Genomic DNA, 13,599 nt, shown 5'->3' with positions numbered 1-13,599 from the left:
ATGTTTGTATATAGCAAAGATCTAAAACCATTACTTAAAGAAAAAGGTATCAAGCAAGCTACATTAGCTGAGAAGCTAGGTATTAGCACTAGAGCTATCAAAGGTTGGATTTCTGGGATCAATAGCCCTACTTACGAAAGACATCTAGAACTAATGGAAATTTTAGGTATTGAGAATGAGTATGCTAATGATGAGAATATTATTAGTATTCCAGTGTTAAGCTATGTACAAGCTGGCGAGTTTACAGATTCCGCTATAGATGTTGAACCAATAGATTATCTCAAAGTGCCAAAAGAATTAGTGCCTAAAGATGGTTTTTCACTAAAGGTACAAGGTGATAGTATGCTCTATGATACTTCTGAGCATCAAAAGCTAGAGTCTAAATACTCAAAGTTCACTCTATATGATGGTGAGAATATAATCATAGATCCAAGCGATAAAAATATTCAAAACCTATTGGGTAAAGTAGTTGTCGCAAGAAATAATGATGGTGCTACAGTTAAGCTACTTCATAAAGAAAATAATCAAATTTCACTAATGCCCCTAAACTCAAAATACCAAGATAACCAAAGTATTCTCAAACCTGATGAGGCTGAGATAATTGGTAAGGTTGTTAATGCTTATAGTGTTAGAAACTTAGCTTAAAAAAGTCTTTTGTCATAGTTTTCTAAAATAAAAAAGAATTTTGCGACATGATATTGTCATAGTTGTGGTGTATTATGAATTATAAGCAGTTCTGTAAAAGTTTGGATATTTATATTGTGAAGGGTATATATGATAAAGAAAGCTGAAATTGTAAAAGTAAAAGATTTAATAGGATTTAAAGAACTCAAAATACCAGAATATCAAAGACCATATAAGTGGACGTTAAAAAATGTAAATCAGTTAATAGATGATATTTTATATTTCAAAGATAAAAAATCTTATAGACTAGGCACTATAGTTTTACATGAAGAACAAGAGTTTTGGAGTATAGTAGACGGTCAACAACGTACTACAACCTTATTTTTAATATATTTAGCTATTAGCAAAACAAAAGAAACACTATTGAGTAATCATATAGATAAAAATATTAATTTTGTTTGTAATTTGGAGTTTGATAACAAAATATCGCAATATAATATACAGAAAAATTATAGAGAAATAGAACGAAGGGTTACTAGTGAGTTTAATGATATACATGTTATAGATTTTTTTCTTGAAAAATGTCAAATTGTATTAGTAACTCTTGGTGATATATCTGAAGCATTTCAGTTTTTTGACTCACAGAATGCTAGAGGTAAGGATTTAGAGCCACATGATTTGCTTAAAGCTTTTCATTTAAGAGAGATGTCTGATAGTACTGCGGCTGAAAAGACTAAGGTAGTTGAAACATGGGAAAATATGGATCAAGCAGACTTAGCCAAACTTTTTAATGATAAATTATATCGCATTCGTAATTGGTCTAGAGGTAATAGTGCAAAGTATTTTACTAAGAATGATGTTGATTTGTTTAAAGGTATATCAATTAATGATAAAACAAAAGATTTAGAACCGTATGCTAAGCTTTACCAGATAGCCAATATCTACGTAGATAAATACAATAATAACAAGGATAGATACCTCGATAATAATGAGATGTTTTATCCATTTCAACTTGATTTACCAGTGCTAAATGGTAAAAGATTTTTTGAGATGATTAGTTACTATCAAAATAAGTATGGTGAATTTAAAAAAGATAATAAAATTATTGATTTGCTAAATACTTATCCTGAAAGAAATAGAACAGGTGATAAATACATAAGAATGCTATTTGATTGTGCATTAATATTTTATGTCGATAAGTTTGGCGAAAAAGAAATAGATAGGGTTATCGAAAAGCTATTTGTTTGGGCATATAGTAAGAGACTTTCAATGCAAGCTATTTATTTAGAAACAATTGATAATTATGCATTAGAGACAAAAGTTTTCAAAACAATAAGAGATGCGATTTCATATAAAGATATAGTTAATATGAAAGTTAATATTATTAATAAATCAGATATTAAAGCAAATATTGATGAGAGTGTTAAAAACAAAATATTAGGGTATTTTAATGCAAAATAACAACGACATACAATCACTTACGATAAAAGCTCTTTTCGAATCAAATGAAAAATTTAGAATCCCCATTTATCAAAGAAATTATGCATGGGGTAAAGGTCAAGTTGAACAGCTTATACAAGATATATTAGATTTTTCTGAATGTAAGTCAGCTAACTCGTACTATATTGGTACTTTAGTAGTCTTCGAGCGAAAAGATGGTAATACTACTATATATGAAACGATAGATGGGCAGCAGAGACTTACTACATTGTCTATTTTATTGAGTGTATTAAAAAATGACTTTAAGAGTGATTTTGGATTTAATCATATTTTGAGTTATGAAAGTAGAGCTATAGCAAATAAAACATTTGAGTCTATTTATAACGATAGAGATTTTGCAGATGATTGTAATGCTACAATGAGAAACGCATATGAAACAATTAAGGCTAAGCTTTCTAAAATGGAATGCTCACAAAGAGAGTCTTTTAGAGGGTATTTGCTTGAGAAAGTAGAGATCTTACGAGTGAATGTTCCTCAAGATACCGATTTAAATCACTATTTTGAGATTATGAATAACCGTGGTGAGCAGTTAGAAAAGCACGAAGTTTTAAAGTCTCAGATGTTAAGTAAGCTTGATGAAGCTAATAGAAAAGTTTTTGCTAAGATATGGGATGCTTGCTCTGATATGAGCAGATATGTCCAATATGGTTTTTCACCTGATGAAAGAAAGCATGTGTTTGGTGATAATTGGGGTGAGTTAGAACTAAAAAGTTTTGATGAATTTAACATGCAATCACAAAATTCTACCGATACCAATAGTGATAACAATAAGGATAAAAATACATTAGAAAATATTATAAAGAGTAACAAAATAGATTATCCAATTAGTGATAATGATAAAAAGATATCTGAAAGATTTACATCACCGATTAATTTCCAGAATTTTTTACTGCATGTATTACGAATACAAGTCATGAATGACAAGAGAGAAAATATATCATTTAATGAAAGAGAAGATATACCACTTGATGATAAAAGATTAATAGATATATTTAGTGTTTATATTGGTAAAGTAGGATTTGTAAAAGAGTTTGTCTATAACCTATTAAAACTAAGGTTCTTATTTGATAATTTTATTATAAAAAGAGAGTATACGGGAGATACTGGAGAAGATGGCAGTTGGAGCTTAAAGAAATTAATACAAAATAAGTCTGCTCAATATAATAATAGTTTCGGTAGTGATGAAGATAACAATCCAAATGAGAAATTAATAAAGCTTCTTTCAATGTTTCATGTATCGAATCCATCAATGATATATAAACATTGGTTAACTGCAGTTTTAAACTATTTATATAATCGAGAAAATATTGGTGATATTTCTGCAGATGACTACATTAATTATCTAGAAGATTTAGCAGAAAAGTTTTTTAGGAATAGGTATATAGCAAATGAACCAGCTGAATATCATGAAATAATTTTTACAGACAGTGGTCTAAATAATGACATAAATATAAAAGAGTTGGACAAAGGTACGGCAGTTGAGAACTTTGTATTTAACTATTTAGATTATTTATTATGGAAAAGTAATAAGCAAGAATATGATAAGTTTGAATTTACCTTTAGAAGCTCTGTCGAGCATTTTTATCCTCAAAATCCTTTAGATGGTCAAAATAAATTGGAGGATGAAGTATTAAATTCATTTGGAAATTTATGCTTGATTAGTACGAGTAAAAACTCAAAGTTTTCAAACTTACAGCCAGAAGGTAAGAAGAGTCATTATAACGGTTTTGATGGAGTTAGTCCTAAACAGTTTCTAATGATGGACAAAGCCGAGGGTTGGTCTACTTCTGAGATCAGTAAACATCAGAATGAAATGCTTAAAATATTAGGAATACAGGAACTCCAAAATGCCATATAAACACGACTACGACAAAACTCTGACACGACTTGTAAGTATCCTAAATATCCTAAATACAGGGCAGGGGGTAGCTAGTAAAGATATCGCCGAAGAGTTTAATGTCTCGGTACGAACTATCCAAAGAGATTTTAGCGAAAGGCTAGCGATGTTTCCAATCTACAAGGAAAAGGGAAAATGGTATTTTATCAAAGGTTATACACTTGAGAAGAACTTAAATACTGAAGATTCTCTTGTGCTTAAAATCCTTGATAAATTTGCTGAGAGTGTTGGCGAGCAGTTTTATAGCCGTACTAAGAAGCTACTGGCTAAAATCACAAATGAACAAGATAATCCAATCTATGCAAAGCTACATATAGAAGATGTATCAGCAAACTTAGCTGAGCTTAAACAATTAGAATCGGCTATTAGTCAGCAACTTTGGGTACAGTTCAAATATACTTCAAATAAAGCTAGCTATACTGTCAAAGCTCGACCTTTAAAAATTATTAATTATGATGGTTTTTGGTATCTAATGGCTGTACATAATGAGATTGTCAAAAAGTACTATCTGAAAGGTATCAGTAATATAGTTATCACAGATCAGGCTTTTAAGATAACTAGAAATATTAATAAGATGCTCACAGAATCTACAAATGTATGGTTTGAAGAGAGCAATGAACCATTTGAAGTAAAGCTTGCTATATCCAATAACATTGCAAAATATCTAATAAGAAAACCATGTTCACCAACGCAAAAGATTATCAAGCAAGATGAAAATGGTTTAGTAATATCTGTAACAGTTAGTCATGAAATGGAGATTTTACCAGTTATCAAAAGATGGTTACCAGATATCAAAGTCATAGAGCCACAATCGCTAAATACTTCTCTAAAAAGTATGCTAGAAGGTTATTTAAAAGGTCTTTAACATTCTCTATTAAAATAAGTTTATACTTTGTTATAACTATTGTATTTCAAGTTTTATAAGTAATCATGTAGTCCTCTTAGTATTACGAAATAATTGATATAAGGTTTACTTATTAATAAAAAAATCAAAAATCATTGAGTAAGATAACTTGTACTACTATACTAAAATGGATACACATAAGATAATTTTAGAATTTGGGTTATTTGCTCAATAACTTATAGGGAATTTTAATGTCTAAATATACAGATATTTCAAATAAAAAATTTTCAACATCTTCATTTCATATTACAAATGATAGTAAAAAATCAGATGTTGATAAGGTTGATGATTTTGAAAATAGTTATGATAATCTTAGTGATGATTCATCTACAGGAGAAACTGGGAATCAAAAACCAACTTCTTTAACAGATGGGCTACAATACCTTAAAGTAAATCCTAGATGGCGTAAAAATACACCTAACAACAGTACAAAAGCAGATAGCATTAAGAGCCTTGAGGTTTTAAGTAGATTATCTTATGGGCAGCAAGAATATATTTTAAAAGAAATTGCTGATCTATATATGCCAGAGTCAGCAGATGAGGACAAGCAAGTTCAAATCCCTAAAGATTTTACAAACTTAGATGAAATTATTGATAAAGCAGTTCATAGTTTTGTTGTTAAAAAACAAGTAGCTATTAATGATATTGAAAAGCAAAAATCAGATTTAGAATCTCAGATAGATGATCTTAATATAGATAGACAAAGATGCTCAAACGCTATCTTAATGGCTCAAAGTACAGGTGTAAGTGAATCTGATATAGAGTATAAAAAACAACAATTAGCTGAAATAAACGTTTCACTTCAAAAAAGTCAGCGACTTTATATAAATCTCAATAAAGAGCAAAATAAACTTAAAGAAGAAAAAGAATCTAATCAAACTAGAGTTTCTACAACTAAATTAAATCTACAATCTCAGATAATAAAAGATCTACAACCTATAAATGCTGAAGCTATGGCAGAGGGATATGTTTATATCTTCCTTCAAGATAGTAACGTTAGTGGTTTTGAGAAACTAGCATTACATCAAGAATATAAAGCAACAATTAAAAATGGCTCTACAAACTATGCAGAGGTTGATATATCTGAATATAAGATATGTGATTATAGAGAACCCTCTGAAAGCGGAGCTACTACAAATATTGAATTACCTAGTTGCTATGCAAAAGACAATGAGACCTTTGAACTACAAAAGGTTGTAGTGCTATTTAGTACAGTACAGTTATCGGCTGCTAGGATAGCTAAGATTGAGACAGATACTACATTACAAACTAAGCATGCTCAAACTTTAGATGTTTCAGATCTTAAAGATAATTTTGATATGAGTTTGTCTGAAAATATTGAGTTTGCAAAAGCCAAAGCTAGAGATATAAAAAAGAAATATAAAACTCAAGGTGCTACTCAGACAGAATGGACTAAGTTACAAAGCTACCCTATCCTTGTAAAGGAAAATATCAAGTGGAATCTACTCTTAGATAATCCTCTTGGGGTAATGACTAATAATAACTGTGCTATACAATGGGTACAAACTCAGCTAAGTAATATTTGTGTCAATATCCAAGCTACAGGCTATGGTAAAAGTGCTATTTTAGTAGCTAATTATTTATTTAACCCTCAAGCTAGTGGTTTATTAGATGTTGATCTAGGTGGAATGGATACCGATAGTATTTTAGCTAGTTATGGGCAAGCTAATCTTTATTCAAGTGATGCAGTTGAAAAAGTATTTAAGTCAAAGGTTACTGCCTGGAATAATAGAAAAGATCAATTAAATGAAGTTGATAGAGCCAAACAAACTATAAGTTTAGATAATCTAAAATACAATCTTAGATCTAATGCTAGACAATTAATGCGTAATCTAATGATTGCATTTCAAAATCAAGGTTTAGCCTGGGTAGATCCTACAGATAGCTTAATAGAATGTTGGCGAGATGTATTCAGTCAAGGAGCTTATGGCTATGCAAGTAGTTTTGAAAAGTGGTTTGATAGTATTAATAATCTAAGTATAGATCCTAGAACTACAGATAGTTTATATGATGTAATTGCAAATAGACCAGTAGATAAACTAGAAGCTACATACTCTACAAAGACTATAAATATTGGTGCTGATGGTAAGCCTATTTATCAGTATATTAATACCTTAACAGGCTATACACTTACAACGTATGAGTATAATCTTGATTACTATACAAAGACTGTAAAAACTTATAATGACAAACTTGATCTATCTGATACTAAGGTTACTCATGTACAAAAAGATAATCCAAATACACAGATAAGTGATTTAGGTAGCTTTATAAAAGGTAAAACTCCTAAAGGTTTACTATACATTACCAAAGCACTTAAACCACACGAACATAATAATGATATTATTAGTACATACGTGGCTGATGTATTATCACAAGTTACAGGTAAAAATGCTGAAGATTTCTTAGATGGTGATAGACCTGAGATAGCTGAACTATTACTACCAAATCAAAGTGCTATTGATGATGCTAAAGGTACATATAACCCTAAGAAACTAGCTTTAAGTAATAGTGTTGAGCTAATACTATCTCAAGCGACACCAGCCACAATAGATAGAACTCAATTCCAAGAAGCTGTAAAAAAATACTCCGAAGACTATATAAAGAAAGGAGCTAAAAAGATAGCTGGTGAGACTAATGTAAAAGTATATGATTTGGTACAAAGCATAATAAATGGAGATAAGATACCAGAGAGTATATTAGCTATAGCAAAGGATGAGAAAGTAGAGACAGCTATTACAAGTTTCATTAATAAAGTACATATCAGATACTCTAATACTGCATTTACAAAAAACTTACTTAGTTATAAACCTCAAAAACAGAAGTTCACGCGAATGATAGAAGATAGCTTTGAGCTAAAGAACTTCTTTGATGCAGAGGAAGGTAAGCCAATATCAAGAATGTTATTAAGTGATGCTTTTGAGAGTAATGTAACAGTAGCCCAAGAAGTTAGTCCTATCTTAGCCTCAGCTGCTAGAAGTAGAAATATAAATGTCGAAGAGAGATTCTATAGAGGTCAAACACATTATTATCTTAAAGAAGAGAATTATAAGAGTTTCCAACAAGATGTTCATAAAGAGACAAAAAACTATCTTGAGCAATTTAAAGGTAAGAACCTAATAGATGAGAAGCAATATAAAGACCTGAAACAAAACTCACTAGGTAGCATAAGATATAAAGCTGTTACAGGGATAATAGATAGTGCTTATGGTACATATACAGCTATTAATGATCTTAATGAGGAATTAAAAAATTTAAAATCAGAAAACAGCATACAAAACACAATACTTTGTTTAGGTATTTATAAACAAATATTTGATATTCAAAATAGCTGTGTTTCATTGATAAATGAGTGGAATAATTACAGACTTAACAAGATGCTAAAAGTTGTGCCATGTACCGAACTATTTGGGGATTTGGAAACAAATAATAATAGAAAGATAGAGGGCATGGTGGCTAGGAAAGCTAAGTTAAGTGAATTAGTTAAGATGCACGATGTAGTATCTGGGACATTAGGCTTAGGTATCAGTACTTTACAGTTAATGCAAAGTGTAAGAGAGCTAGCTAAAAATATGAATAACAATGATGAGCATATAATTAGAGCAGATATGGCTAATATGATAAATGCAGGCTCAACTACTCTATCATCTGCCAAGACTATTGCTGATACACTAAAAGGAGCTGAGAAAGCTGCTGAAACTGGAGCTAAAAAGGTAAAAGGTAATATTTTAGAAGAAGGTGCTAATGCAGGTATAAAAGTTGGCACCAGTGCTACTAGAGAGCTTGTAGAAACTAGGGCAGGTATAACCTTATTAGAAAGATTGGGAATCGAGGCAGCAGGAGCTTTATCTATACCTTATTTGGGAGAAATCTTATTGGTTATTGATATAGGTACAACTTTATGGAGTGCATGGGAAGAAGCAAACAAAGATAATATTTATCAAAAATGGATTAAATTATCAAATTTATATAAGGATTAAAATGAAAAAAATATTATTAATAGCATCACTATTAACAGTATCAGCATATTCTTTTGCTAGTGTAAAAGATTGTGCAACGGCTGCAACCAGTCATGATAAGAAATTAGAAATAGAGTATTGTACACCATATTTAAAAGATGAAAAATATCCTGAAGCGACAGCCATTCTAGCAGCTGCAACTCCTGACTATAAGCAGTCATTAAATTATGCTTCATGGTACGTAAACTATTATGAGAAAAATAATTCATTAAATACAACTGATGCCGAATCCACTTATACAAATATTTTAAATATGATGGGCAACATCTACTACTTTGGTCAAGCAGGCAAACCAGATAAAGCCAAAGGTTTGGAATATATTACAAAAGCAGCTAATTTGGGTAATGCTTTTGCACAATATCAGTTAGGAGGTATGTATCAAAGTGGACAGAATGGAGAAATAACTAGAGATATAGCAACTGGCTATAAATGGACAGAAATAGCTATAGCAAATGGTAGCCAAAAAGCAAAAAATGGTTTTCTAAATGTTAATTTAGATGGGTTTAAAAAACAAGCACCTTATTGTATAGCTATGGGAGAACAACTAGTAGCCCAAGCATATATAAATGGCTTTGCTGGATTACCTAAAGATAACTCAAAAGCTAAAGATTATCTAAATCAAGCTATAGATCTATACAAGACAACTAAACCAACAAAGGCAAACCTTAAATACTGCCAAACAGGTGCAGATAAGCTAAATTTAGCAAGTGCTGAGAAAGAGTTGAAAGGATTATAAAGGAAATTAAATGCAAAAATTTATAGATGCTGAACAACAATTAGAAACTTGTATGACTATATTTGATCCTTTGGATGTAGATATAGATATTTCTGATGATAACCAAATAACAGCAAGTTTAAACTACCCTAAACTTGCTGAAGATCCCAAAGATATTAAAATAGTTTTTGATCTATATATTGTTAGTAAAGTAGGGGTCGAAATAGCTCCTAGTGTTGCTAGTCCATATGGCACAGTTCCAGCTAATATAAAAACTTTTGATTTTAGCTATAGATTACCAATACAATCCCAAGGTCTAAAGAATAACACTAGTGGAAATACTGTTTTAAAAACTTGTTCAAAAGCTGATTTATTAGAGTACTATAAATTAGTTCTTGGATATTTAAGAAATCACGCGAATAAAATAGCTCCAAATAAAGCTGATACTGAAGATTTATTAAATGAGTTACAAAAACCTAAATTATATGCTCTAGCCTATATAGTTATTGATTCTAAAGACTCTCAAACTATCCGACCTGATTATGCTATGAAAGAGTATGATTTAGATCAGCAGTCAAAAACTGACTATGATGATTTTATGCTTGAATGCGTGCAAAATAACATTGATAGTAGCTTAAAGGATAAAGTTTATTTCTTTAAGAAATATAAAGAAATAGATCAAATAGATCTTATAAAAGAATTTAAAGATCAAGATATCTCAGCACAACCAATTCCTAGAAGTGAAAATAGATTTTTTGTGAAGATACAAAATTGAATTCTATTAATGATATTTACAATAATAGTAGTGAAGCAATTATTATTAACTTAAGTCAGTCAGATAGAAAATTTATTCATGAAGAACTATTAAAAGATAAAAACTTAAAAGTATATGCTAATAATATAAGTTACTATAACAAGATAAAAAAGTTGTATTAATTGCTTAGTGATTATTTAGATTCGCTATCTATTATTAATTAGTCTTTACAAATTTATTCAAAGAGCTTATTCTATTCATGTCGGTCTTCAAAAGCCGTGTAACAAGTAGTGTGGTGCGTTTATACGTCTGTGGATAGCTAGAGGAGTATTTATATTTAATAAATACTCCTCTAGTTTAGTTATCTGCAACACTAGACAGCTTAACCTTGATTAAACCTTTTCGTTTAATCGGGTTGACTGTACCCATACAATACCTAGCAATAGGGAAAGGTACAGTGCTGGAACTTGTTACCCAGTTTTGAACAGCCCGACCAAAATTTCAAAAAAGTAACGAGAGGTGTAACAATGTTATATAGAATAAATCAAGTAATAAATCCAAGTATCCTATTAATTCCTGATAAAACAATTAAATGTTATATATGCATTTGATATAAGAAATTAGCTTAAGAATTTTTTTAAATAAAAGAAAGAGGAATCAAAAATGGGATTTATATCAAAAATGATTTGGTCTGCTATAGGCGCTAAAGCAACAAATAAAATGTCACAAGAGGAATATCCAACACCTGCAGTAATTCCTAGATCTGGCAATGCTATAGTTCAGGCAGTTGTTCCAAAGGATAAAGGGTCTTGGAAAGTGTATATATCAATAAATGGTAAGCAATATGAGAAGACTATTTCAACACGAACATCATCATTTAGTGAGAAAGGTTGTTCATTTAAAGTAGAACATCCTAAAAGTTATATGCATTGGATATAAAAGATAATAAATAGATACTGATATTTATACCTATTTAAAAAATTATTAAGATATTATGCAAGAAATACTACAACAAGTAAAAGACTATATCCAAGAAGCCGATGCTGTACTTATAGCGACTGGTTCGGGTATGAGTGTAGATAGTGGTTTACCTGACTTTAGAGGTAAGAATGGTTTCTGGAAAGAGTATCCATTATTTGAGAAGTTAGATATAGACTTTGTAGAAGCAGCTAGCCCACAACAGTTTTTCTCAAACCCTGATATAGCATGGGCGTTTTATGGACATAGATTAGATTTATATCGTAAGACTCAACCTCATGCAGGTTTTAAGATGCTATTAGATTTAGTCAAGAGTAAAAATAATAACTACTTTGTATATACATCTAATGTTGATGGGCATTTTCAAAAAGCTGGCTTTGATGAAAATAGGGTATATGAAGTTCACGGAAGTATTCATCATTTACAATGTGCTATGGATTGTAATGATGAAATATGGAATAACCGTGAAACTATCTATGTTAACCAAGAGCAAATGAGAGTTGATAAGTTTCCAAGATGCAGTGGTTGTGGTGGTATAGCTCGACCAAATATATTAATGTTTGGTGATTATTATTGGACAAGTCGTCGTGCTGACATACAAAAAGATAAGTATAAAGAGTGGCTACATGATTCTGTTATGGCGAAAAACCAAAAGCTAGCAATCATAGAAATAGGCTGTGGTACAACAGTCCAAACTGTGCGAATGAATAGTGAATGGACTTTGACAATACATGGTAGTAATACAAGATTAATTAGAATCAATCCTAATGATAACTATGTTGAAGCAGGCACTGGTTGGGCTATTAGAGAGGGTGCTTTGGAGGCATTAAAAAATATACTATAAAAAGATTAGGCTATAAAAAATGTATCGATAGCTTAGATAAATCTACAAGGATAATAATATGAATCTAAATGAAATAACTAAAAATATATCAATGAACTAGCAATAAAATTCTACAACTAATTTTCAAAAAACCTATAATAAGTTTAAGCAATCTGAAACGCTATCTGATTGGTTAGACAGTAGTTTATAACTTAATTGATACAACTGTGAGCCTGGTATCTAAGTTAGCAAAAATAGCAAACATTGATATTGATGAAAATGTATTTGCTGCAATAGCTATTACTGATTTCAAAAGAAGTAACCTGAGATAATAATAAATCATTATAAATGCAAATAACATTTTAGATAATGTACTTTATTACGAGGCTTATCTACCTTTTAGTAAATATCACGGAGACTATTCCAGATATTGTTCATCGTATTGAATACTATAATAAACATAATAAATTACTAGTTATAAATAGCATATAGGCCAGAATATTATAAGAGTGAAAATGAGACTATAAATATATAAGTTTAGTTATAATTAACGTATAGTATTCTTGATGATATTGATTTTGAGGGTATTAATTATTAATAATAGTAGATCTTAATAATAGTGAAATACTATTAGAAAAGTTATCCTTAGCAAAAGTTAAACTTAATTTATATATCGAGGACTTTTTATGATGAATCATTTACTCAACTATATACAGAGGTTTCAACAGATTAAATTTATCTCATAAAAAGTATAATTAATAAGATATAAGAAAAGATAATATAATAGAAAATTTGCTAAAAGAATATTTGTCATTTAAATGTCAGTAAGTAGATTAATTATTATATGCTAAAAGTATTGATATATAAGCATTTGAAAATATTGTCAGTAATGTCAGTTAATTTCCAGTGATTATGGTATAATTTTTTGCTAGAAACTTGATTATATTAATATGATTTATGTTTCATTTGTACGACTATTTGTACGACTGGTTAATTTAAGTTAAGTAAGATTATTGAGTTTAAAGGGTTTGAAGAGATTTGTTATAAGATGGCCCCGGGCACCATATTCTTATTTCATACTGTTTCAAGTAGTATCATAATCCTAATAAAATCAATACTTTGAGAAGATTTTATATACCATACTGTATCAGAAGATATCATTTAAACCCACAAAAAAGTACATACTAGAGTACATACTGAGTTATACTCTTAATATCAATCATAAATATTCTTAAAGACTGTTGAATTAATATCCCAAATTGTTAGATATATTTTGTAAAATACAGGTGTTACAGATATTAGTATTTTAATTTTTATGGATTTTTTCTTTTTAGGCTTAGAAGAGTCGCTTGGTAGTGATAATA

At 30.0% G+C, this 13,599-nt stretch carries 9 protein-coding genes; all 9 read left to right on the top strand.

The genetic code is table 11. The annotated features are described in order from the left end of the window. The 9 genes from R8535_RS00975 to R8535_RS00935 all read left to right on the top strand — a co-directional run bounded on the left by R8535_RS00975 (nucleotide 1) and on the right by R8535_RS00935 (nucleotide 12,256). On the top strand, nucleotides 1-645 hold the full coding sequence (locus R8535_RS00975) for a LexA family protein (RefSeq protein ID WP_329495683.1): 645 nt from the start codon (nucleotides 1-3) through the stop codon (nucleotides 643-645). Nucleotides 646-774: 129 nt separating this feature from the next. Continuing rightward, the gene (locus R8535_RS00970) at nucleotides 775-2,085 is read left to right on the top strand and encodes a DUF262 domain-containing protein (RefSeq protein WP_329495681.1); all 1,311 of its coding nucleotides are present in this window, start codon (nucleotides 775-777) and stop codon (nucleotides 2,083-2,085) included. Continuing rightward, nucleotides 2,075-3,982, top strand: coding sequence for a DUF262 domain-containing protein (locus tag R8535_RS00965; protein ID WP_329495679.1), 1,908 nt, complete (start codon nucleotides 2,075-2,077; stop codon nucleotides 3,980-3,982). Before R8535_RS00970 ends, R8535_RS00965 begins: the two co-directional genes overlap by 11 nt. Beyond that, complete coding sequence (locus tag R8535_RS00960) at nucleotides 3,972-4,886, top strand: helix-turn-helix transcriptional regulator (RefSeq protein ID WP_329495677.1); 915 nt, start codon at nucleotides 3,972-3,974, stop codon at nucleotides 4,884-4,886. Before R8535_RS00965 ends, R8535_RS00960 begins: the two co-directional genes overlap by 11 nt. Nucleotides 4,887-5,116: 230 nt before the next feature. Beyond that, nucleotides 5,117-8,926, top strand: coding sequence for a hypothetical protein (locus R8535_RS00955; protein ID WP_329495675.1), 3,810 nt, complete (start codon nucleotides 5,117-5,119; stop codon nucleotides 8,924-8,926). Nucleotide 8,927: 1 nt separating this feature from the next. After that, entirely contained in the window at nucleotides 8,928-9,701 is a 774-nt protein-coding gene (locus R8535_RS00950) for a tetratricopeptide repeat protein (protein WP_329495674.1), read from the top strand. Between the two features lie 10 nt (nucleotides 9,702-9,711). Beyond that, complete coding sequence (locus R8535_RS00945) at nucleotides 9,712-10,455, top strand: hypothetical protein (protein ID WP_329495673.1); 744 nt, start codon at nucleotides 9,712-9,714, stop codon at nucleotides 10,453-10,455. 642 nt (nucleotides 10,456-11,097) lie between these two features. Further along, the gene (locus R8535_RS00940) at nucleotides 11,098-11,373 is read left to right on the top strand and encodes a hypothetical protein (RefSeq protein ID WP_329495671.1); all 276 of its coding nucleotides are present in this window, start codon (nucleotides 11,098-11,100) and stop codon (nucleotides 11,371-11,373) included. 55 nt (nucleotides 11,374-11,428) lie between these two features. After that, a complete protein-coding gene (locus R8535_RS00935; RefSeq protein WP_329495669.1) occupies nucleotides 11,429-12,256 on the top strand; it encodes an SIR2 family NAD-dependent protein deacylase in 828 nt (275 codons plus the stop codon). The last annotated feature ends 1,343 nt before the right edge of the window (nucleotides 12,257-13,599 follow it).

The sequence above is a fragment of the Francisella sp. 19S2-4 genome, assembly GCF_036281795.1.
In the GTDB taxonomy this organism is placed as follows: Bacteria; Pseudomonadota; Gammaproteobacteria; order Francisellales; family Francisellaceae; genus Francisella.
This window is presented reverse-complemented; position numbering and strand designations above follow the sequence as displayed.